The organism is Paracoccaceae bacterium Fryx2 (genome assembly GCA_032334235.1).
Classification (GTDB): Bacteria; Pseudomonadota; Alphaproteobacteria; order Rhodobacterales; family Rhodobacteraceae; genus JAVSGI01.
The window spans coordinates 1,710,263-1,731,879 of sequence record JAVSGI010000005.1 but is presented as its reverse complement, the minus strand read 5'-3'; the positions used below and the strand labels follow the sequence as shown (position 1 = coordinate 1,731,879).

17 protein-coding genes and 1 other annotated feature are annotated in these 21,617 nt (G+C 66.6%); of the genes, 11 read left to right on the top strand and 6 right to left on the bottom strand.

The features are described from left to right. Positions 1-69: 69 nt before the first annotated feature. Complete coding sequence (locus tag RNZ50_17625; GenBank protein MDT8856816.1) at positions 70-1,959, top strand: acyl-CoA synthetase; 1,890 nt, start codon at positions 70-72, stop codon at positions 1,957-1,959. Between the two features lie 347 nt (positions 1,960-2,306). Beyond that, positions 2,307-3,197, top strand: a complete 891-nt coding sequence (locus tag RNZ50_17620) for a calcium-binding protein (GenBank protein MDT8856815.1) — start codon at positions 2,307-2,309, stop codon at positions 3,195-3,197. Positions 3,198-3,383: 186 nt separating this feature from the next. On the opposite strand, the gene RNZ50_17615 is transcribed toward RNZ50_17620, so the two are convergent. The 3 genes from RNZ50_17615 to RNZ50_17605 form a co-directional block, all read right to left on the bottom strand. Further along, complete coding sequence (locus tag RNZ50_17615) at positions 3,384-4,016, bottom strand: hypothetical protein (protein ID MDT8856814.1); 633 nt, start codon at positions 4,014-4,016, stop codon at positions 3,384-3,386. 132 nt (positions 4,017-4,148) lie between these two features. Beyond that, positions 4,149-4,496, bottom strand: coding sequence for a hypothetical protein (locus RNZ50_17610; GenBank protein MDT8856813.1), 348 nt, complete (start codon positions 4,494-4,496; stop codon positions 4,149-4,151). Positions 4,497-4,901: 405 nt separating this feature from the next. Continuing rightward, a protein-coding gene (locus RNZ50_17605) for an IS3 family transposase (protein MDT8856812.1) occupies positions 4,902-6,145 on the bottom strand; the annotation gives its coding sequence in 2 pieces (ribosomal slippage) (positions 4,902-5,842 and positions 5,842-6,145; 1,245 coding nt in all). Then, positions 5,733-5,849: a sequence feature (AL1L pseudoknot), on the bottom strand. Its footprint overlaps the gene before it by 117 nt. A gap of 65 nt (positions 6,146-6,210) precedes the next feature. On the opposite strand from RNZ50_17605, the gene RNZ50_17600 reads away from it, so the two are divergent. Next, a complete protein-coding gene (locus RNZ50_17600; protein MDT8856811.1) occupies positions 6,211-6,663 on the top strand; it encodes an RNA polymerase sigma factor in 453 nt (150 codons plus the stop codon). A gap of 60 nt (positions 6,664-6,723) precedes the next feature. Here RNZ50_17600 and RNZ50_17595 read toward each other — a convergent pair whose 3' ends face one another. Together RNZ50_17595 and pqqE are read right to left on the bottom strand one after the other, a co-directional pair. Continuing rightward, a complete protein-coding gene (locus RNZ50_17595) occupies positions 6,724-7,569 on the bottom strand; it encodes an alpha/beta fold hydrolase (GenBank protein ID MDT8856810.1) in 846 nt (281 codons plus the stop codon). Beyond that, positions 7,566-8,351 (bottom strand): pyrroloquinoline quinone biosynthesis protein PqqE, encoded by a 786-nt coding sequence (gene pqqE, locus RNZ50_17590; GenBank protein ID MDT8856809.1) that lies wholly within the window; start codon positions 8,349-8,351, stop codon positions 7,566-7,568. Before pqqE ends, RNZ50_17595 begins: the two co-directional genes overlap by 4 nt. A 123-nt stretch (positions 8,352-8,474) precedes the next feature. On the opposite strand from pqqE, the gene RNZ50_17585 reads away from it, so the two are divergent. Further along, positions 8,475-9,407, top strand: a complete 933-nt coding sequence (locus tag RNZ50_17585; protein ID MDT8856808.1) for an IS5 family transposase — start codon at positions 8,475-8,477, stop codon at positions 9,405-9,407. 241 nt (positions 9,408-9,648) lie between these two features. Here RNZ50_17585 and carB read toward each other — a convergent pair whose 3' ends face one another. Beyond that, positions 9,649-13,068 carry a carbamoyl-phosphate synthase large subunit gene (gene carB, locus RNZ50_17580; protein MDT8856807.1) on the bottom strand — a complete coding sequence of 1,140 codons (3,420 nt, stop codon included), beginning with the start codon at positions 13,066-13,068 and terminating at the stop codon, positions 9,649-9,651. A gap of 167 nt (positions 13,069-13,235) precedes the next feature. Between carB and RNZ50_17575 the strand changes: the two genes are divergently transcribed. From RNZ50_17575 to RNZ50_17545, 7 genes are all read left to right on the top strand, one after another. Further along, positions 13,236-14,396, top strand: a complete 1,161-nt coding sequence (locus tag RNZ50_17575) for an aminodeoxychorismate synthase component I (protein MDT8856806.1) — start codon at positions 13,236-13,238, stop codon at positions 14,394-14,396. Beyond that, positions 14,354-14,992 carry an aminotransferase class IV gene (locus RNZ50_17570; protein ID MDT8856805.1) on the top strand — a complete coding sequence of 213 codons (639 nt, stop codon included), beginning with the start codon at positions 14,354-14,356 and terminating at the stop codon, positions 14,990-14,992. The genes RNZ50_17575 and RNZ50_17570 overlap by 43 nt, the downstream gene beginning before the upstream one ends. A 180-nt stretch (positions 14,993-15,172) precedes the next feature. Further along, the gene (gene aspS / locus RNZ50_17565) at positions 15,173-17,074 is read left to right on the top strand and encodes an aspartate--tRNA ligase (GenBank protein ID MDT8856804.1); all 1,902 of its coding nucleotides are present in this window, start codon (positions 15,173-15,175) and stop codon (positions 17,072-17,074) included. Beyond that, the gene (locus tag RNZ50_17560) at positions 17,071-17,577 is read left to right on the top strand and encodes a DUF1993 domain-containing protein (GenBank protein ID MDT8856803.1); all 507 of its coding nucleotides are present in this window, start codon (positions 17,071-17,073) and stop codon (positions 17,575-17,577) included. The genes aspS and RNZ50_17560 overlap by 4 nt, the downstream gene beginning before the upstream one ends. A gap of 107 nt (positions 17,578-17,684) precedes the next feature. Beyond that, positions 17,685-19,043, top strand: a complete 1,359-nt coding sequence (locus RNZ50_17555) for a DUF1800 domain-containing protein (protein ID MDT8856802.1) — start codon at positions 17,685-17,687, stop codon at positions 19,041-19,043. Between the two features lie 9 nt (positions 19,044-19,052). Continuing rightward, on the top strand, positions 19,053-20,282 hold the full coding sequence (locus RNZ50_17550) for a DUF1501 domain-containing protein (protein ID MDT8856801.1): 1,230 nt from the start codon (positions 19,053-19,055) through the stop codon (positions 20,280-20,282). 310 nt (positions 20,283-20,592) lie between these two features. Then, complete coding sequence (locus RNZ50_17545) at positions 20,593-21,513, top strand: DUF2219 family protein (GenBank protein MDT8856800.1); 921 nt, start codon at positions 20,593-20,595, stop codon at positions 21,511-21,513. Positions 21,514-21,617 lie beyond the last annotated feature (104 nt).

The following is a 21,617-nucleotide window of genomic DNA, read 5'->3' as shown; positions in this document are numbered from 1 at the left end:
AAACCCCCCATCCTAAACTCAAGAATGACGAACCCCCGCCAAAGGGGGAAGGCCAGGGGAGGAGAGACCATGGGAAGTTTCGCGTCCATCGCGGACGTGCGCGCCATCGAGGCCGAAAGCGCATGGGAAGACCGGGATAACCCCCGGACGATGTATGAATTCCTCAGCCGCACCCGCGACGCCCACGGCGCGCGCCCGGCGATCAGTTTCCAGCTCACCTCCGGCCCGCAGGACAAGGCCGAGACGCTGACCTGGGGCGAACTGCACCACCGCGTGACCCAGGCCGCGAACCTGTTCCGCAGCCTCGGCATCGGCGAGGGCGACGTGGTGGCCTATGTGCTGCCGAACTGCCTTGAAACCGCGGTCACGCTGCTGGGCGGCGCGGTGGCGGGCATCGTGAACCCGATCAACCCGCTGCTGGAACCCGAACAGATCGCGGCGATCCTGCGCGAGACCAAGGCCCGCGTCGTGGTCACCCTGCGGTCCTTCCCCAAGACCGAGGTGGCGCAGAAGGTGGCCGAGGCGGTGCGCTTTGCGCCCACCGTCAAGACCGTGCTGGAGGTTGACCTCAACCGCTACCTTTCCCCGCCGAAAAGCTGGATCGTGCCGCTGGTCCGCCCGAAGAACCCGGTCGAACACACCGCCAACGTCCGCAATTTCAACGCCGAATGCGCCGGCCATTCCGGCGACCGGCTCAGCTTCGTCGACACGCGGAAAGACCGGGTCGCGGCCTTCTTCCACACCGGCGGCACCACCGGGATGCCCAAGGTGGCGCAGCACAAGGCGTCGGGAATGATCTACAACGGCTGGCTTGGCCACCGGCTGCTGTTCCGCGAGAACGACGTGGTGCTGTGCCCCTTGCCGCTGTTCCATGTCTTCGCCGCCTATCCCGCGCTGATGTCGATGATCGCCTCGGGCGCGCATGTGGTCTTTCCAACCCCGGCGGGCTATCGCGGCGAAGGCGTGTTCGACAATTTCTGGAAGCTGATCGAACGCTGGAAGGCGACCTATGTGATCACGGTGCCGACCGCCCTTGCCGCCCTGATGCAGCGCCCGGTCAATGCCGATGTCAGCACGCTGCGCGGCGCGTTTTCCGGCTCGGCCCCGCTGCCGATCGAGTTGTTCAACCGCTTCCAGAAGGCAACCGGCGTCTCGATCATCGAAGGCTACGGGCTGACCGAATGCACCTGCCTCGTGTCGTGCAACCCGCCCGAGGGGGTCAAGAAGATCGGCTCGGTCGGCATTCCCTTCCCCCATACCCATGTCCGCATCCTGCATTCCAACGGCGACGGCGCGGTGAAGGAATGTGCGGTCGATGAGGTGGGCGAGATCTGCGTTGCCAACCCGGGGGTGTTCGAAGGCTCGACCTATACCGAGGTTGACAAGAACCACGGCCTGTTTGCCGAGGACCGCTTTCTTCGCACCGGCGATCTGGGCCGGATCGACGCCGACGGCTACCTTTACATCACCGGGCGCGCCAAGGATCTGATCATCCGCGGCGGCCACAACATCGACCCCGCCGAGATCGAGGAGGCGCTGATGGGCCACGAGGCGGTGGCCTTCGTCGGCGCCATCGGCCAGCCCGACGCCTTCGCGGGCGAACTGCCCTGCGCCTATGTCGAACTGGTCAAGGGCGCCACCGTCACCCCGGCCGAACTGATGGAATATGCCCGGGCCCATATCTCGGAACGCGCGGCGGTGCCCAAGCATGTCGAGATACTCGACGAGTTGCCGAAAACCGCCGTCGGCAAGGTGTTCAAGCCCGACCTGCGGCGGCGCGCCATCAAGCGCGTCTATGACGCCGCACTGGCCGACGCCGGGTTCGGCGTCACGGTGGCCGAAGTGGTCGAGGACAAGAAGCGCGGTCTGGTCGCCCGCCTGAACCGCACGCCGGGGGTGGACGAGGCCGCGGTCGAGCGCCTGCTGGGCGAATTCACCCGGCCCTGGGAATGGCTGTAAGACCGGGCGGACCGCCGGTCTTGCATGTGCCCGTGATCTGAAACGACGGCCCGGCCTCTCCCGCACCCCTCGGGGCGCGGCGGGGCCGGTCCGCCGCCGTTCGCCCCGGCCTGCGGGCGGCCGCGCCCATTGGCAGGCCCCCCGTTGCAGGCCCCCCGTTGCAGGCCCCCCGTTGCAGGCCCCCCGTTGCAGGCCCCCCGTTGCAGGCCCCCCGTTGCAGGCCCGTTGCAGGCCCCCTGTTGCAGAACAAACCCGTCCGGCGGAAAATAATTGCCATCTTTACCTGATGTTGCAATTTCCCCGTATCCTGCTATCCGGAAAATCCTTCCGCGCAGCAGAGAGATGCCATGGCCACCATTACCGCCACCAGAGCCTTCCGCCTTGATTCAGTCAACTGGAACCAGCTGGTTGAAAGCCTCGACTATTATCCGGCCAACAACCAGCAGACCCAGTGGACCTCCTATCCCGACCAGTTCGGCTATGGTGTCGATTTCGACACGTTCATCACCTTCGCCGGCGACGACATCGGCTTTTCGCGTGGTGTCGTCACCGGCGGGACGGTCAACGCCATCCAGTTGATCGACGACGCAAACCGCATCTACAAGGATGTGATCGCGATCGACGGCATCGCCCTGTCCGCGACCGCAGTGATTTCCGCCGTCGCCAGCGCCTCGGCGGCCGACGATCTGGCGCTGCTCCGGTCGGCCTTCAGCGGGGCCGACACCTTCGTGCTGTCGGAACAGGCCGACCAGATGCAGGGCTTTGCCGGGAACGACCGGCTCAGCGGCCGGGGCGGCGACGACTGGCTGTCGGGCGATCAGGGCCGCGATACCCTGCAAGGCGATGCCGGCAACGACACGCTGCTGGGCGGTAGCGGCAACGATGTCCTTGACGGCGGCACCGGCCGCGACCGCCTTGTGGGCGGCAGCGGCGCCGGCCGGCTTGACGGCGGCGCGGACCGTCAGCGCGACACTTTCGTGTTCACCGCCGTGTCGGACAGCCCGGTCGGCCAGCGCGATACCGTGGTCAATTTCATCAGCGGCATCGACCTGCTCGACCTTTCCCGCATCGACGCCGATCTCAGCTTCGGCACGAAGGCGGGCAGCTTCAAGGTGTGGAGCATCGACACCGGCGCGGACCGTCTGGTGCGCGCCGACACCACGGGCGACGGGGTGGCCGATCTGGAAATCCGGGTTCTGGGCGTCGATCAACTGGTGGCGGGCGACTTCATCCTGTGATCCAGGGCCGCTGCCGGGGCGGGTCGTCTCCGTTCCGGCAGCGGTGGGAAAAAGCGTGAACAGATCCTTGACGCTTTGAGAAATATCGTTATTTATCAGTGGCATGTGCCGATTTTCACGCGTGAAAATGCCCGCAGCCACGGTTTTCCGCCCGGGCCGGGGCGGTCCCTCAGTTCGGGCTGCGGTTCAGCCGGGGGTGTCCGGCGTGCCGCTGCCCGCTTCCAGCAGCGCCGCCTGAAGCGCCGCAGGGGCGCCAAGAATCCCGACCAGCCGGACAGAGGCGCGCAGATCCCCGATCTGGTCCGCCGTCTGCGCCTCGTCCATGCACAACACCGTCACGAATCCGCCCGGCACCGCCCGGCACAGCGCGACCGAACCGGGGTCCGCCGGATCGACATGAAACACCACCGCCGCCGCTTCGGCATGGTTCAGCGCGGCGCGGAGCTTTTCGGCATCGGCAAACGGGCCGCCCGGCTCGAACCCCGCGTCGCGCACCAGGCTTTTCAGCGCGTGCCCGAGGATCGGGTCGACCGAAGCGATGATGATCTTGCGGCCACAGCGACGCCCTTCCAGCACCTCGTCCACCCGCGCGTCGGTGACGATCACGCCGACATCGCGTGAGTTGACGCCGATCACCGTGCCGACCGGCGCCGATTGTTCGGACGTGTCGGCCCCGAAGCCAAGCTTCATAAGCGCACGCACGGCCGCCGACCGGCTGGGCATGTGGCGTTCAAATCGCCAGGTGTCCACCTTTTCGATCTCGGCAAGCGTCAGCATGAGTTGCAGCCGTTCAGCCCGTTTCGGACGTTCATCGGACATCTCTGGTATTCTCTGCCCGGCATGGGAAGCCGCCTTGCGGCGCGGCCGGGATCTTTCAGCAATCTTATTGGCATTCTTCCACGGGCGTAGCAACCGGTGGATGCACGCGGCGCGCCCGCCGCGGCCCGGCCGTCAGAGGTCTTCGCGCCGGATGAAGCCGCAGACCCGCCCCGACCTGTCCTCCACCAGCGCAACCTTCGCCTTGCGGTCGTCGAGCCTGCGCCGCAGGATTTCGACGCGCTGGTTCGGGGTCGAGACCACCCAGTCGGTTCTGGCAAGATTGCCGATCAGTTCGTGCCGCAGAAAAGGCGCCTGGGCGAAAAATCCGGTCAGGGTCGCGCTTTCGATGTAGCCCATGACCTGATGGCTTTCGACCATCACGATCAGGTGCGCGGTGCCATCGTTGCCGCCCGCCTCGGCCAGTTGCACGGCGTCGCCGGCCTCCTCGGCGGCATCGACCGCGATGCACTGCGGCCGCATGATCTGTTTCGCCGTCCGTCGCTCTGCCCCGCGCGTCAATCGATGCGCTGCCGGCTTGGGGAAATCTGCTGGTCCGCCATTTCCTGATGTCATGTCACAGCAACGTCGCCTGCGCACGAGGGTTCCGAGTGGCATCCGAAATGATGTGGGATCGCGCGGCAGACCGGCAGCCATGACCAATTATACTATAATGCAGCATCTGCGCGCATTGCCGGGAATATCGGAATTAGCAAGATCAACTTATTGAGAACAAATGATTATTTCTGATTTCTGCATCGTTGGTCTGCTATCTGTGTGGGTATGCAGAACACATCCACATCCCCTCCGGCGGCCTGCGCCACCGACCTTGCGGGCCCCGGCGACCTGAACCGCCCCGGGTTTACCGGAGGGTGGTTTGTTCAATGACTACGCGACCATATCGAGTGAGTTCAGGTTTGCATAGAACGCCTCCTCTGCTTCTGCGGGTGGGATGTATCCGATTGGGCCAAGCAGGCGGCGGTTGTTATACCAATCGATCCATTTCAGCGTTTCCCATTCGACCTCGCGCATTGATTTCCAGGGGCCGATCTGGTTGATGACCTCTGTCTTGAACAGGCCGATGACGCATTCAGCCAAGGCGTTGTCATAGGCATCGCCAACTGTTCCAACGGAAAGGTCGATCTCGGCCTTGGCCAGGCGTTCGGTGTATTTGATCGACAGGTATTGTGATCCGCGGTCCGAATGGTGGACCAAGCTCTTGTTATCCGGCGTCTTTCTTTGCCAGATCGCTTGCTCCAGCGCGTCGAGCACAAACTGGGTCTTCATCGATGTCGAGACGCGCCAACCGACAATACGACGTGCAAAGACGTCGATGACGAAGGCCACGTAGACGGTGCCGGACCATGTGGGCACATAGGTGAAATCTGAAACCCACAGCTTGTTCGGCCGATCCGCCATGAACAGCCGGTTCACCTTGTCGTCCGGGCAAGGCAGAGACGTGTCAGGATTGGTCGTGATGACCTTCTTGCCACGGACCACGCCCCTGATGCCCAGATGGCGCATCAATCGTTCCACGGTGCAGCGGGCGGCGTCTTCACCCTGCCGTCGCAAAACATGCCAGATCTTCCGCGCGCCATAGAGCTTGCGGTTGGCATCCCAGGCCGCGTCGATCTTGAGGCTCAGGGCGGCATCCGATTTGGCCCGGGCCGAGGCCCGGTCAGGATCACGCATGATCGCCCGCCGGTCATAAAAGGTGGAAGGGGCAAACTGCAGTGCCCTGCAGATCGGCTCGACCCCGAATGCCTCTCGGCTTTCCTCAATGAAAGCAGTCATTTGCGAAACGGGCGGTCGAGCTCCGCCTGGGCAAAATACGCTGAAGCTTTGCGCAGAATCTCGTTCGCTTGCCGCAGTTCCCGGTTCTCGCGCTCAAGCTCTTTGATCCGCGCGATCTCAGCGCTGGTAGGTCCCGGCCGTTCGCCACCATCGCGCTGGACCTGTCGCATCCAGACGCGAAGGCTGTCCGTCGAACAGCCCAATTTACCTGCAATCGCCGTCAGCGCCGCAGCCTCGCTCTGATAATCATCGCGGTGTTCCATCGCCAGCCGCACCGCACGCTCGCGGAACTCAGGTGAATACGGCTTCGAGGTCTTCTTCTTTGAGGTCTGTTCCATAACGGGCAATTCTCCGAGAGTTTTGCCCTCCGGTAAACCCGGGGCGGTTCAACCTGCCATTCGGCGTGCTTCTGGAGGCCGAGATGCCCCATCTGCGTCGCTATGCGCTGTCGCTGACCGGGAGCCTGCATGATGCCGACGATCTGGTGCAGGACTGTCTGGTGCGGGCCCTGACGCGGCGCAGCCAGTATGAAAGCGGCACCCAGTTGCGGCGCTGGCTGTTCACGATCCTGCGCAACATCATGATCGACAGCCACCGCCAGCGTCAGCGCCGCGGCCCGCATGAATCGCTGACCGAGGCCCATGCGACCGCCAGCCATGCGGCGCGGCAGGACGATCACATGGAACTGATCGAGATTGTCGGCAAGCTGGGCCAGGTGCGGCCCTGCGACCGGGCGGTGCTGCGGCTGAGCGTGATCGACGGACTGAGCCAGAAAGAGATCGCGGAACGGATGGGCGTGGCGGTCGGCACGATCAAGAGCCGCCTGTCGCGCACCCGGCAGTTCCTGCAGGAGTGAGGGATCAGGCCGTCAGATCGGCCACCGCATGCCGCAGGGCGGCGAACACCGGCGGGTGGCTCAGGGCATGGCCCGCCGCCTCGACGAGCCGGACCTGCGATTGCGGCCAATGGGCGCAAGGCGGTGCGACATCCGCGGCGGGCAGAGCAGGTCAAGCCGGGCCTGCACCATGATGCCCGGAACGCCCGCCAGACGGTCGGCCCCGGCCAGCAGGGAGTCGGGGGGCAGAAAGCAGTCGTTCAGGAAATAATGCGCCTCCATGAAGGGTGTGGCGGGCAGCGGGGCTTCGTCGGGCAAGGGGGCAGGGGTGCCAAGCTGCGACAGGGCGCGTTCGGCCCGGTAGAAGGCGCGCACCGCCGGGGCGTGCACGGCCGGGTCGGGGTGCAGGATCAGGCGCCAGACCGCGCGCAGCGGGTCGTGCCGGTCGGCGGGGGCCACAAGGGCGAACAGCGCGTCGTGCAGCGCGGGCTGAAAGGCGGCAAGTGCTGCGCGGAAGGCCCAGTCAAGCTCGGCGCGGGTGCCGAGGAAGGTGGCGCGCAGGGCAAGGCCGGTGACGCGCGAAGGGTGGGTCTGGGCATAGGCCAGCGCCAGCGTCACCCCCCATGACCCGCCGACCACCAGCCAGCGGTCGATGCCAAGATGCGCGCGCACCCGTTCCATGTCGGCGATCAGATGCGCCGTGGTGTTGGCATGGCGCGACCGGGCGGGCAGGCTTTGCCCCGCGCCGCGCTGGTCGATGAATACCACCCGGTGCCGCGCCGCATCGAACAGGCTCTGCATTTCGGGCGAACAGCCGCTGCCCGGCCCGCCGTGCAGGCAGACGACCGGCACGCCCGCCGGGTTGCCAAAGGGCAAGACCCGGATGGCATGGCCGTCACCCACATCCAGATGGAGGCCGTCGTTCACGCCTGCTCTGCCGACCCGCCGGAAAAGTTGCGGTAGAGAAAGGCGTTGCGGTCGCCCGTCGCCTCGGTTTCGCCCAGATCGAAGATCGTGGCATGGTGCGGTGACAGGGCGCAGGCCGGGTCGGTGTTGCCCGCGTTGCCGGTCAGCGCGAAGGCCTGGCAGCGGCAGCCGCCGAAATCGACCTCGCGGTAGTCGCAACTGCGGCACGGTTCGGGCATCCAGCCGGTGCCGCGATAGGCGTTGAAGGCGGCCGAGTGGTCCCAGATCCAGCGGATCGAGCGGTTGCTGCGGACGGACTCGAATTCCATCCCGGTGATGCTTTCGGCGGCGTGGCAGGGCAGCACCTTGCCCGCGGGCGAGATGTTGAAGAACTGCCGCCCCCAGCCGCCCATGCACTGCTTGGGGCGCAGGGCGTAGTAGTCGGGGATCACATAGTCGATTTCCAGCACGCCGTGCAGGCGGGCGCGGGCCTCCTCGACGATGCGGTTGCAGTCTTCGACCTGTTCGCGGGTCGGGATCAGGGCGTGGCGGTTCTTCAGCGCCCAGCCGTAATACTGGACATTGGCAACCTCGATCCGCGCGGCGCCAAGGTCCAGCGCCATCTCGATCATGTCGGGCAGCTGGTGCAGGTTCTGGCGGTGCATCACGGCGTTGACCGTCAGCGGCAGGTCGAGCGCGCGGGTCCAGCCCGCCACCTCCAGCTTTCGGGCATGGCCGTTGCGGTAGCCGCCGACGCGGTCGGCCACGCCGGGTTCGGAGCCCCTGGAAGCTGATCTGGACATGGTTCAGCCCGGCGTCGGCCAGTTCGGCAAGCTTGTCGCGCTTGAGCATCACCGCAGAGGGGCTCTGTTGCACAAATCCCGTGAGGGATTCATCTTGTGAATCCAGCGTGGTAGCTGGACGGCATGAGCAGACCCATACCCCCCGCCTACAAGACCAGGAACTGGCCCGCCTATAACGAAGCGCTGAAGCGCCGCGGCTCGCTGACGATCTGGTTTGATACCGCCATGATCTGGGAGGCTGCGCCGACAGGTAAGCGCGGCCGACAGCCTGACTATAGCGATGCCGCGATCCAGACCTGCCTGACCATCAAGGTGTTGTTTGGCATGGCGCTCAGACAGACGACTGGCTTCGTCGAAAGCCTGCTGGGGCTCATCGATTTGGATTGGGCTGTGCCCAATTTCAGCACGCTGAGCCGTCGCCAGAAGACCCTGAAGGTCAACATCCCCCACCGCGGCTCGCAAGGCCCGCTGCATCTTCTGATCGATAGCACCGGGATCAAGGTTGAAGGCGAAGGTGAATGGAATGCGCGCAAGCACGGCGGCACCAAACGTCGGGTCTGGCGCAAGATTCACATCGGGATAGACGAGAAAACACTGGAAATCCGCGCAGCCGAGTTCACCACCTGCGATGTCGGTGACGCGCCGATGCTGCCCGAACTGCTCGACCAGATCCCGCCCGATCAGGAGATCGCCAGCGTCACCGCTGATGGCGCCTTCGACACACGCAAGTGTCACGACGCCATCGCCGCCCGCGGTGCGGCCGCCATCATTCCGCCCCGCAAGAACGCCAAGCCATGGAAGCCCGACACCCCCGGGGCAATCGCCCGCAACGAAGCCCTACGCGCGTCGAAACGCTTCGGCCGAACCATCTGGCGACGATGGAGCGGTTATCACCGCCGAAGCCGCGTCGAGACGAAGATGCACTGCGTCAAATTGCTGGGTCAGCGCCTCATGGCGCGGGACTTTGACCGTCAGGTCGCCGAGTTTCAGGTCCGTGTAGCCGTGCTGAACGGCTTCACGGCGCTCGGTATACCCGTCACTGAAGCCGTGGGATGAGTCTGTCCAGGGAAAGGGGAGATCTGTCTGTCACCCGATTTGTGCAACAGAGCCGCTAGAACCAGAACGGCAATAATAACGATAAATCCGATGATACTGGCGATGATCAGAATAAATCTCCCGAATAGTGCGTCGACCGCCATCCGCAGTGTTCGTTCCCAGCCAACTTAAAGCTGTGCGACGACAGCAAGTCAAATTTAATGTAACGCGTATTGAATAGATGTTACAAATCTGGCACCGCTCACCCCTGCAACGTCCTCACTCCGATCCCCTCGCCCCGCGCCTTCATCGCCTCGACGGCGGCGATGCTGGCGGCAGCCGTCGTGAAATACGGGATCTTGTCGTAGAGTGCCACGGCGCGGATGTCGCGCGAGTCGCTGACGGCTTGCGAGCCTTCGGTGGTGTTCAGCACCAGGGCGATCTCGTCATTCTTCAGCATGTCGACGATGTTCGGGCGGCCCTCGTAGACCTTGTTGACGCGGGTGGCGGCGATCCCCAGGCTGTCGAGCCAGGTGGCGGTGCCGCGGGTCGCGATGATCTCGAAGCCCATCGCGGTCAGGTCGCGGGTGGCGGTGGCGAGGGCGGCGGTCTTGTCGGCGTCCTTCACCGACAGGAAGACCCGGCCGGATTCGGGCAGGATGGTGCCCGCGCCCATCTGGGCCTTGAGGAAGGCCAGCGCAAAGGTGCGGTCCCAGCCCATCACCTCGCCGGTGGAGCGCATCTCGGGGCCGAGCAGGGTGTCGACGCCGGGGAAGCGGGCGAAGGGCAGCACGGATTCCTTGACCGAGAACCATGGCGTGATCGGGTCGGCCAGCGTCAGCGGGTCGGCCAGCGGCAGCACGGTGTCGGGGCCGACCCCGGCCGGGTAGGCGTCGCGGAGGCGGAAGCCGGACAGGGGCTCGCCAGCCATCAGGCGGGCGGCGATGGCGGCGATGGCGCTGTCGGTGGCCTTGGCGACAAAGGGCACGGTGCGGCTGGCGCGGGGGTTGACCTCGAGCACGTAGATCGTGCCGTCCTTGATGGCGAACTGCACGTTCATCAGGCCGACGACATGCAGGGCGCGGGCCATGGCGACGGTCTGCGCCTTCAGCTCGGCGATGGTTTCGGGGCTGAGCGAATGCGGCGGCAGGCAGCAGGCGGAATCGCCGGAATGGACGCCGGCCTCCTCGATATGTTCCATGATGCCCGCGACATGCACGTCCTGCCCGTCGCACAGGGCATCGACATCGACCTCGATGGCGTTGGTCAGGTAGCTGTCGAGCAGCACGGGCGAGGTGCCCGAGACCTGCACCGCCTCGCGGATGTAGCGTTCAAGCTGGTCGTCGTCGCGGATGATTTCCATCGCGCGGCCGCCCAGCACGAAGGAGGGGCGGATCACCAGCGGGTAGCCGACCTTTCCGGCCACGGCAAAAGCCTCGTCACGCGACCGGGCGGTGCCGTTGACCGGCTGTTTCAGGCCAAGGCGGTGCAGCAGTTGCTGGAACCGCTCGCGGTCCTCGGCCAGGTCGATGGCGTCGGGGGTGGTGCCAAGGATCGGGATGCCTTCGGATTGCAGCGCCTGCGCCAGTTTCAGCGGGGTCTGGCCGCCGAACTGCACGATCACGCCGTGCAGGGTGCCGTTTTCCTGTTCGACCCGCAGGATTTCCAGCACGTGCTCCAGCGTCAGGGGTTCGAAATACAGCCGGTCCGAGGTGTCGTAGTCGGTGCTGACCGTCTCGGGGTTGCAGTTGACCATGATGGTTTCATATCCCGCTGCGGTCAGGGCATAGCAGGCGTGGCAGCAGCAGTAGTCGAACTCGATGCCCTGGCCGATGCGGTTGGGGCCGCCGCCGAGGATGACGACCTTTTTCGCCGCCGTGGGCCGGGCCTCGCATTCCACGTCGCCCATCACCGGGGATTCGTAGGTGGAATACATGTAGGGGGTCTGCGCCTCGAATTCGGCGGCGCATGTGTCGATGCGCTTGAACACGGCATGGACGCCGAGGTTGCGCCGGGCGCGGCGGACCTGCGATTCCTCCCGCCCGGTCAGCTTGGCGAGGCGGGCATCGGTGAAGCCCATCATTTTCAGTCGGCGCAGGGCGGCGGCTTCGACTGGAAGGCCGCGTTCCCGGATTTCCGCCTCCATCACGATGATCTCGCGGATGCGCGCCAGAAACCACGGATCGAATGCGGTGATCTGGTTGATCTCGTCATCGCTCAGGCCATGACGCATCGCTTGCGCAATCACGCGGATGCGGTCTGGCGTCTGTTTCGACAGGGCCTGCGTGATGGCGCGCGTGTTTTCGGCAATCTGCCGGTTCCCGTCAAACAGCTTCGCCCGCTTTTCGGGATCGGCGTAGTCCGCATACTTGAACCCGAGTGGCGGCAGATCGACCACGCCCGGAATGGCGATTTCATCGAAGCCGGTCAGACCGGTTTCGAGGCTTGCCAGCGCCTTTTGCATCGACTCGTGGATGGTGCGGCCGATCGCCATAACCTCGCCCACCGATTTCATCGCGGTGGTGAGGTTGGGCTCGGAGCCGGGGAACTTCTCGAAGGCAAAGCGCGGGATCTTGGTCACGACATAGTCGATGGCAGGCTCGAAGCTGGCGGGGGTGACCTTGGTGATGTCGTTGTCAAGCTCGTCGAGCGTGTAGCCGACCGCCAGTTTCGCCGCGACCTTGGCGATGGGAAAGCCGGTGGCCTTGGATGCCAGCGCGGAACTCCGCGACACGCGCGGGTTCATCTCGATCACCACCATGCGGCCATCTGCCGGGTTGATCGCCCATTGCACGTTGGACCCGCCGGTTTCGACGCCGATCTCGCGCAGCACGGCGATGGAGCCGTTGCGCATGATCTGGTATTCCTTGTCGGTCAGGGTCAGGGCCGGGGCCACGGTGATGGAGTCGCCGGTGTGCACCCCCATCGGATCGACGTTCTCGATGGCGCAGATGATGATGGCGTTGTCGGCGGTGTCGCGCACCACCTCCATCTCGAACTCCTTCCAGCCGAGCAGGCTTTCATCGACGAGGATCTGCGCCATCGGTGAGGCCTCCAGCCCCGAGCGGCAGATGCGTTCGTAATCGTCGCGGTTGTAGGCCACGCCGCCGCCGGTGCCGCCAAGGGTGAAGGCGGGGCGGATGATCGCGGGCAGGCCCACGTATTCGATGGCGGCGATGGCCTCGGCCACGCCGGCGCTGATGTCATACTTGCCGCTGGGCAGTTTGGGGGCGGCGACGATGGTCGCCTTCGGGTTTTCCAGCCCGATCCGGTCCATCGCCTCGCGGAAAAGCTTGCGGTCTTCAGCCATTTCGATGGCCTGCCGGTTGGCCCCGATCAGTTCGACGTTGAACTTTTCCAGCACGCCCATGTCGGCCAGCGCGAGGCTGGTGTTCAGCCCGGTCTGCCCGCCCATGGTGGGCAGCAATGCGTCGGGGCGTTCCTTCTCGATGATCTTGGCGACGATTTCCGGGGTGATCGGCTCGATGTAGGTGGCGTCGGCCAGCCCCGGGTCGGTCATGATCGTGGCGGGGTTGGAGTTGACCAGGATCACCCGGTAGCCTTCCTCGCGCAGCGCCTTGCAGGCTTGCGCGCCGGAATAGTCGAACTCGCAGGCCTGACCGATGATGATGGGGCCCGCGCCGATGATCATGATGGATTTGATATCGGTTCTTTTCGGCATGGAGGCCCCCGGCATGAGTGTTTCCGGCGGCCATGGACCCCGGCTGGATTCGACAGTGACAGGCAAATTGGCGCGGGTTTAAGGGACGGGGCGGGGGGGCGCAACCCTGATCCGAAGTGTCGCCGCCGCGCTGGCAGGGGGGGAGCGCCCATGCTAGATGCCGGGCGATGGCGGCAACGGAAGAACAGCGCGTGATCCTGTGCGAATTCGGGCCGGACGGCGTGCCGGTGCAGTTTCAGAACCCGGCAACGGTGGTCGAGGCGGTCGAAGCCTGCCAGCTTGGCCCGGCGATGGCGGCGCTGGATGCCGCGCGGGCGCGGGGCGCGTGGATCGCGGGGTTCGTGGCGTTCGAGGCGGGCTATGCGCTGGAACCGCGGCTGGTGCCCCTGATGCCCGGGGCGCGGCCCGCGCCGCTGCTGCGGATGGGCGTGTTCGACGCCCCGCAGGATGCCGCCGCGACGCTGGCGCTGGCGCATCAGGCGGGGTTGGGCACCTGCATGACGGCGCCCGAACCGCTGGTCACGCGCGCGGATTATGACGCGGCGATGGCGCGGGTGCGCGACTATATCGCGGCGGGCGACTGCTATCAGGTGAACCTGACCTTCCCGATGCGGGCGGACCTGGTGTCGGGCAGCCCGCTTGGCCTTTACGGCGCGCTGCGGCGCACCGGGGCGGTGGGGCATGGCGCCTACGTCGATCTGGGCGGGGCGGTGGTGGTGTCACGCTCGCCCGAGCTGTTCTTTGCGGTCGATGCGGCCGGGCGGATCATGGCGCGCCCGATGAAGGGCACCGCACCCCGCGACCCCGACCCGGCGCGCGACGCGGCGATTGCGGCGGCCCTGCAGGTGTCGGAAAAGGACCGGGCCGAGAACCTGATGATCGTCGATCTGTTGCGCAACGACATCGCGCGGCTGGCGCGGGTGGGCTCGGTCCGGGTGCCCGCGCTGTTCGCGATGGAACGCTATGCGACGGTGCATCAGATGACCTCGACCGTGGTCGGCGATCTGGCCGCGCCGCCGACGCTGGCGGGGCTGATGGCGGCTTTGTTCCCCTGCGGGTCGGTGACCGGCGCGCCGAAGATCCGGGCGATGCAGATCATCCGCGAGGTCGAGCCCTGGCCGCGCGGTGTCTATTGCGGTGCTGTCGGCTGGATGGCGCCGGACGGGCGGGCCGATTTCTCGGTGGCGATCCGGACGCTGTCGGTGGCGGGGCCGGCGGTGACGCTGAATGTCGGCGGCGGCGTCACGCATGGCTCGACCGCAGAGGGGGAATGGGAGGAGGCACTGTGGAAAGCCCGGTTCGTGGCGGCGGCGATCTGCCGGACGTGAAGCTGATCGAGACGCTGGGGTGGGATGGCACGGCCTTCGCCCGGTTGCCGCTGCATCTGGCGCGTCTGGCGGCGGGGGTGGCGTGCCTCGGCCTTGCCTGCGACCCGCAGGCGGCCGCCCGTGCCCTGCGTGCGGCGGTCGGGTCGGAGCCATCGCGGGTCCGGCTGACGCTGGACGGCGCGGGGCGGCTGGAAGTCACCGCCGCCCCGCTGCCCCCCTCGCCGCCGCTGTGGCGGTTGACGCCCGCGCTGGCGCCGCTGGCCTCTGCCGACCCCTGGCTGAGGCTCAAGTCCACACGACGCGCCGCCTATGACGCCGCCCGCGCCGCCCTGCCCCCCTGGTCGGACGAGGCAATCTTCAGCAACGAACGCGACGAGGTGTGCGACGGCTCCATCACCACGCTGTTCTTCGACGCCGGTGCCGGGCTCTGCACCCCGCCCGTGACCTGCGGCCTGCTGCCCGGCGTGCTGCGGGCGCAGTTGCTGCTGGAAGGCAAGGCCCGCGAGGCGGTGCTTGCCGCCGCCGACCTGCCGCGCGTGAAGCTCTGGGTCGGCAATTCGCTGCGCGGGCTGATGCCTGCGGTCTGGGTGGGCTGATCCTTTCCATTCATCTTTGCCCAAATATCCCCGCCGGAGGCTCTGGCGGTGCGGCCGGGTGCCTCCGGCGGGGATATTTGGGCAAAGATGAAATCCGCAGCAAAGGGGGCGGACTTGACTTCGCCGCTTGGGCGGGGTGTATCGGCGCGGACGAATTCAAGCCTCGGGAAGGGGAGCGTGATGCACGCCTATCGCAGCCATACTTGTGCCGGTCTGAACCGGAGCCATGTCGGACAGGATGTCCGGCTTTCGGGCTGGGTTCACCGGGTGCGCGACCATGGCGGGGTGCTGTTCATCGACCTGCGCGACCACTATGGCATCACGCAGGTGATCGCCGACGCCGACAGCGCCGCCTTTGCCGGGCTGGAGGCGGTGCGGGCGGAATGGGTGATCCGGATCGACGGCGTGGTGAAGGGGCGGGATGCCGGGTTGGTGAACCCCAAGCTGCCGACCGGCGAGATCGAGGTTTATGCGAAGGGCTTCACCGTGCTTGGGGCGGCGGACGAATTGCCGATGCCGGTGTTCGGCGAGGTCGATTACCCCGAGGAAACCCGGCTGACCTATCGGTTTCTGGACCTGCGGCGCGACAAGCTGCATGGCAACATGATGCTGCGGTCCAACGTGGTGCGTTCCATGCGGCAGCGGATGTGGGATCAGGGGTTCACCGAGTTCCAGACGCCGATCATCACCGCATCTTCCCCCGAAGGGGCGCGCGATTTCCTGGTGCCTTCCCGTCTGCATCCGGGCAAGTTCTATGCCCTGCCGCAGGCGCCGCAGCAGTTCAAGCAGTTGATCATGGTGGCCGGGTTTGACCGCTATTTCCAGATCGCGCCCTGTTTCCGCGACGAAGACCCGCGCGCCGACCGCAGCCCCACCGATTTCTACCAGCTTGATATCGAGATGAGTTTTGTCGAACAGGCGGACGTGTTTGCCGCCGTGCAGCCGGTGGTGCAGGGCATCTTCGAGGAATTCGCGCCGGAAAAGAAGGTCTATGCCGACTGGCCGCTGATCGCCTATCGCGACAGCCTGAAATGGTATGGCAGCGACAAGCCCGACCTGCGCAACCCGATCCGGATGCAGGAGGTTTCCGAGCATTTCCGGGGGTCTGGCTTCGCGATTTTCGCGAAACTGCTGGAAAACGAGGGCACCGAGGTGCGCGCGATTCCGGCGCCCGGGGGGGGCAGCCGCAAGTTCTGCGACCGGATGAACGCCTTTGCCCAGAAGGAAGGGCTGCCGGGGATGGGGTATATCTTCTGGCGGGATCGAGGCGACAACCCTTCCGGTCCATCGCGCGAAGATATTGGTAACGGTTGGGGAATGGGGCCTGTCGATCCCACTGATCCGACGCAGAGGCAGGCTGCCCTCGAAGTCGGGCTTTTCTATGATGACCGCGCGCAGACATGGATGGAAGCCGCAGGCCCATTGGCCAAGAACATCGGACCCGAGCGGACCGAAGCCATCCGCCAGCAACTCGGCCTTGGCGTGGGCGACGCGGCCTTCTTCCTTGGCGGCAAGCCGGAGCAGTTCGAGGCGGTGGCGGGGCGGGCGCGCAACGAGATCGGGCGTGAGTTGAAGCTGACCGAGGAGAACTGCTTCCGCTTCGCCTGGATCGTCGATTTCCCGATGTACGAGAAGACCGACGAGGGCAAGATCGACTTCAGCCACAACCCGTTCTCGATGCCGCAGGGGGGGCTTGAGGCGCTCAACGGCGACCCGCTGAAAGTCTATGCCTATCAGTATGATCTGGCCTGCAACGGCTATGAGTTGATCAGTGGCGGCATCCGCAACCACAAGCCCGAGATCATGTTCAAGGCGTTCGAACTGGCGGGCTACCCCGCGTCGGAGGTGGAAAAGCGGTTTGGCGGCATGGTCAAGGCGTTCCGCTACGGCGCGCCGCCGCACGGCGGTTGTGCAGCGGGGATCGACCGGATCGTGATGCTGCTGGCCGACGAGGCGAACATCCGCGAGGTCATCATGTTCCCGATGAACCAGCGCGCCGAAGACCTGCTGATGGGCGCGCCGTCCGAACCGCTGAACGCGCAGTTGCGCGAACTGGGTCTGCGGGTGGTGCCGAAGGAATGACACCACCGCTGTTCGCCGCCTCTGTGCCGGTGTTCCTGCACTACCTCGACCGGATGGAGGGGTTGCTGGACAAGGTGCGGGGGCGCGAGCAGTTGCTGGCCTCGCGGCTGGTGCCCGACATGTTCACCGCCGGGCAGCAGATCGCCACGGCGGCGGGGTTCGCGCTGCGGGTTGCGTATCCGCTGGCCGGGCAGGCGGTGCCGGTGCTGCCCGACCCGGCGCTGGACCGGATCGGGCTGGGGCGCCGGATCGCGGCGACACGGGGCGCGCTGCTGGCACTGGACCCGGCGGCGTTCGACGGGGCAGAGGCCCGGCGCATCCGCCACCGCGCGGGCTTTGCCGAGCTGGACCAGGACGGGGCGGCGTTCCTGCACCTGTTCGGGATGCCGAACTTCGTGTTTCACGTCGCCATGGCCTTTGCCATCCTGCGCGCCGCCGGCGTCGAGATCGGCAAGCATGATTTCGACGGGCTGCACGACTATCCGCCGGGCTTCCGGTTGTGACCGGCATCGGCGGAGTTTGGCGAATGTTGCGGCCTTGTCTCTAGGCCCGGCGCATCCCTGTCCCTACATTGCCAGTCAGTGCCTACTGCAACCCCCGGGGGACCGCGATGACCATTGACCCGTCCGTGATCGCCGCGATCCGCTTCGGTTACGGGCTGCCACTGCCTCCGGGCGCGGCGGCAACGCCTGCGGCGATGCTGGCGGCGCTGGCGGGGTCCGACCGCGCCGCCGCCGCCCACCCCGGCATCGCCCTGGCCGATGTGCTGCCGCTGATGGCCAAAGCCGAGGCGACGCGCAAGCTGGCCCAGGAGGGCGAGCCGCAGATGCAGGCCTACCGCGATGCCCAGCAGGCGGTCGAGGGGCTGGCGCAAGGCGCGATGCGGGTCACGCTGGCGCGGGCGCTGGCCTCGCCCGACGGGTTTCGCGAACGGCTGGCGCAATTCTGGACCGACCATTTCACCGCCGCGCCACGGTCCAAGCGCGAACGGGCGCTGCCCTCGGCGATGGTCAACGATGCCATCCGCCCGCATCTGGCCGGGCGCTTTGCCGACATGCTGCGCGCGGTGACGCTGCATCCGGCGATGCTGACCTATCTGGATCAGGTGCTGTCGGTCGGGCCGACCTCAAGGCAGGGCGTCCGCCGCAAGCGCGGGCTGAACGAGAACCTCGCCCGCGAGCTGATCGAGCTGCACACGCTGGGGGTGGGTGCGCCCTACAGCCAGGACGACGTGCGCCAGATGGCCGAACTGCTGACCGGGCTGGGGTTCGATGTGTCGGAAGGCTTCGTGTTCCGGCCCAATATCGTGGAACCGGGTGCGGAAACCGTGCTGGGGCGCAGCTATGACGGCGAGGGGGTCGCGCCGATCCTGACGGCATTGGATGATCTGGCGGTGCGGCCCGAAACCGCCTCGCATATCGCGCGCAAGCTGGTGGTGCATTTCGTCTCGGACGAGCCCGACCCGGCTTTGGTGGGCCGGCTGGCCGAGGTGTTTTCGGCGACGGGGGGCGACCTGCTGCAGGTCTATGGCGCGCTGCTGGAAAGCCCGGCAGCCTGGGTGCCACCGGGGGGCAAGGCGCGGCAGCCGTATGATTTCCTGATTGCGTCGCTCCGCGCGCTTGGGCTCGGGGCCGACGAGATCACGGGGCTGGCCGAAGGGCCGTTCCGTCGGCTGATCGTGCAGCCGATGGGCGGGATGGGCCAGCCCTGGCAGGCCCCGCGCGGCCCGGACGGGTGGCCAGAACGTGCCGAGGCCTGGATCACGCCGCAGGGCATGGCCGCGCGCATCTCCTGGGCGATGGAGATGCCGTCGCGGCTGGTGCCCGACCTGCCGGACCCGCGCGAGTTTGCGCTGACCGCGCTGGGGCCGCTGGCGGGCGAGCGGCTGCTCTGGGCGGTCGAGCGGTCCGAGAATATCCGCGAAGGGGTGGGGCTGGTGCTGGCCTCGCCCGATTTCAACCGGCGCTAGGGGGTCATCATGACGATCGACAGACGGTTCTTCCTGCGCGGCCTGACGGCGCTGGGCTGTTCGGCGGCAGCGCATCCGTTCCTGACGACGGTGACGCTGGCGGCCGCCGGGGGAGGCGCGCCGCTGGGCGATCACCGGCTGGTGGTGATCATCCTGCGCGGCGCGATGGACGGGCTCGACGTGGTGCAACCGCTGGCCGACCCGCTGTTCGCCCAGGCACGCCCGACGCTGGGCGTCGATACCGGGGCGCTTGATCTTGATGGCTATTTCGCGCTGAACCCGTCACTGAAGGGGCTGATGGCGCTGTGGGCCAAGGGCGAGCTGGGCTTTGCCCATGCAGTCTCGACCCCCTACCGCGACAAGCGCAGCCATTTCGACGGGCAGGACCTGCTGGAGGCCGGCACCGGCACCGATGTCGGGCTGCGGGCCGGGCATGACGGCTGGCTGAACAGGATGCTGCAGGCGGTGCCGGGGCTGGTGGCCGAAACCGCCTTTGCCGTCGGGCGCGATGCGATGCCGCTGCTCGATGGTCCGGCGCCGGTGCGCAACTGGACGCCGGACCTGAAGCTTTCGCTGTCGTCGCAAAGCCAGCTTCTGCTGGACCATGTCTATCACGAGGATGCGCTGTTCCGCGATTCCGCGCAGGAGGCGATGGAACTGGCCGCCGAGGCCGACCGGCCGCGCCCTGTTGCCGCGATGGTCGAGCCTGCCGCCACCAGACCGGCCGAAGGCGCGATCAAGATGGCCGATGTCGACCGGCTGGTCGATTTCGCGGCCGAGCGGCTGCGCGGCGAGACCCGGATCGCGGCATTCTCGCAGACCGGATGGGATACGCACAAGGGCCAGCGCGGCGCCATCCCGCGCCCGCTGCTGCGGCTGGAGCGCACGATCCTTCGGCTGCGCGACCAGCTTGGCCCCGACTGGGGCAAGACGACCGTGCTGGCGATGACCGAGTTCGGCCGCACCGTGCGCGAGAACGGCTCGCGCGGAACCGATCACGGCACCGGCGGAGTGATGCTGATGGCGGGCGGGGCGATCCGCGGCGGGCGGGTGCTGGGGCGCTGGCCTGGCCTCGCCGAGGCCGACCTTTACGACCGCCGCGACCTGATGCCCACCAGCGACGTGCGCGCCTGGGCTGCCTGGGCGATGCGCGACCTTTACGGCTTTGACCGCAATCTGCTGGAAACCAAGGTGTTCCCCGGTCTTGCGATGGGGGATGACCCGAAGCTGATCCTCTGATCCGGGGCCGGTCTGCCCTGCCCTGCGCCGCCCCCACTTTCTTTCCCCTCTTCTTTTCTCAAGTATCCCGGGGGCAGCGCCCCCGGCCTTTCCCGGCCGGGCCGAGATGTGCATCCTGTTCGGCGGCAGCCGCAACCTTGACATGGCTGGAGGGCGGGCACCTGCCGCGCATCTGCTGGCGGGCGGGGAAGTGCCGGGATGCAACACTCTGGCCGCTTTGTGGAAAATGCGCGGGGCGGGGTGGAACCGGGCGCGCGGGTCGGGTTAAGGTTCGCGCACGGTTGGGGGGCCTCTGGTTTCGGGAAATGTGATGAAGACGGCTCTCTTGCTATGTTCGCTGGCGGCGATTCTGGGTCTGTCTCTGGTCGCGCCGGTCGCGGCGCAGGACCGGGTGACGCTGGGCTTGGGCCGGATCTTCGCCAACGATGCCATCGGTGACGGGCGTGACCGCTGGCGGTCAGGCGGCTATGCGCTGAGCCTGATGCGCGGCCCGGGCTGGGACGGGCAGTTGCCGGGCAGGGCGGGCGAGATCCTGGAGTTCCGGCTGCGCAGCGAGGTCATCGCCCCGGAGGATCTGGTGAACCCCGACCCGGATGACCGCCGCTATGTCGGGGCGCTGTCGCTGGGGGTGCATACCCATTTCGCGCTGGGCGCGGCCGAGGTCAGCGCCGGGGGCGACCTGGTGTTCACCGGGCCGCAGACCGGCATCGGGGCGTTTCAGCGCAACATCCACAATCTGCTGGGGCTGCCGAAGCCGCGCGTGCTGGGCGACCAGATCCCCGATCAGGTGTTTCCGACCGTGTCGGCCGAGATCGGACGGTCGGTCCGGCTGAACGACCGCGTCACGCTGCGCCCCTTTGCGCAGGCGCAGGCCGGGGTGGAAAGCCTGGTGCGGGTCGGCGGCGACATGGTGGTGGGCCAGTTCGGCGCGGGCGGCCTGATGATCCGCGACGTGATCACCGGCCAGCGGGTCGAGGGCATCGAGGGCGCGGATGTGCCGGGCCTCAGCTTCACGCTGGGCGGCGACGTGGCGCATGTGTTCGACAGCGGATACCTGCCCGATGGCGGGTTGGCCACGCTGAATGACACGCGGACGCGGCTGCGGGCCGGGGTGCACTGGCAGGGCGAGACTTCGGAAGCCTTTTACGGCGTGACCCTGCTGGGCAAGGAGTTCGAGGAACAGCCGGACCCGCAACTGGTCGGCTCGCTGAGCCTTCGGTTGCGTTTCTGACACGGGTGTTGCCAAAAGGGCATAGCCAAGCTGCAAAGGGTTTGTTAACCTTTGCGTTACAGGCACTTGGGCACCAAGCCCGGGGCATATAAAAGACGAGCAGG

Bases quoted from the DNA above. Each gene is read 5' to 3' on its own strand.
- RNZ50_17625 (MDT8856816.1), top strand. From the start codon at position 70: ATGGGAAGTTTCGCGTCCATCGCGGACGTGCGCGCCATCGAGGCCGAA.
- RNZ50_17545 (MDT8856800.1), top strand. From the start codon at position 20,593: ATGAAGACGGCTCTCTTGCTATGTTCGCTGGCGGCGATTCTGGGTCTG.
- RNZ50_17555 (MDT8856802.1), top strand. From the start codon at position 17,685: ATGACCATTGACCCGTCCGTGATCGCCGCGATCCGCTTCGGTTACGGG.
- RNZ50_17575 (MDT8856806.1), top strand. From the start codon at position 13,236: ATGGCGGCAACGGAAGAACAGCGCGTGATCCTGTGCGAATTCGGGCCG.
- RNZ50_17560 (MDT8856803.1), top strand. From the start codon at position 17,071: ATGACACCACCGCTGTTCGCCGCCTCTGTGCCGGTGTTCCTGCACTAC.
- aspS (MDT8856804.1), top strand. From the start codon at position 15,173: ATGCACGCCTATCGCAGCCATACTTGTGCCGGTCTGAACCGGAGCCAT.
- RNZ50_17550 (MDT8856801.1), top strand. From the start codon at position 19,053: ATGACGATCGACAGACGGTTCTTCCTGCGCGGCCTGACGGCGCTGGGC.
- RNZ50_17610 (MDT8856813.1), bottom strand. From the start codon at position 4,496: ATGCGGCCGCAGTGCATCGCGGTCGATGCCGCCGAGGAGGCCGGCGAC.
- RNZ50_17615 (MDT8856814.1), bottom strand. From the start codon at position 4,016: ATGTCCGATGAACGTCCGAAACGGGCTGAACGGCTGCAACTCATGCTG.
- pqqE (MDT8856809.1), bottom strand. From the start codon at position 8,351: ATGTCCAGATCAGCTTCCAGGGGCTCCGAACCCGGCGTGGCCGACCGC.
- RNZ50_17585 (MDT8856808.1), top strand. From the start codon at position 8,475: ATGAGCAGACCCATACCCCCCGCCTACAAGACCAGGAACTGGCCCGCC.
- carB (MDT8856807.1), bottom strand. From the start codon at position 13,068: ATGCCGAAAAGAACCGATATCAAATCCATCATGATCATCGGCGCGGGC.
- RNZ50_17620 (MDT8856815.1), top strand. From the start codon at position 2,307: ATGGCCACCATTACCGCCACCAGAGCCTTCCGCCTTGATTCAGTCAAC.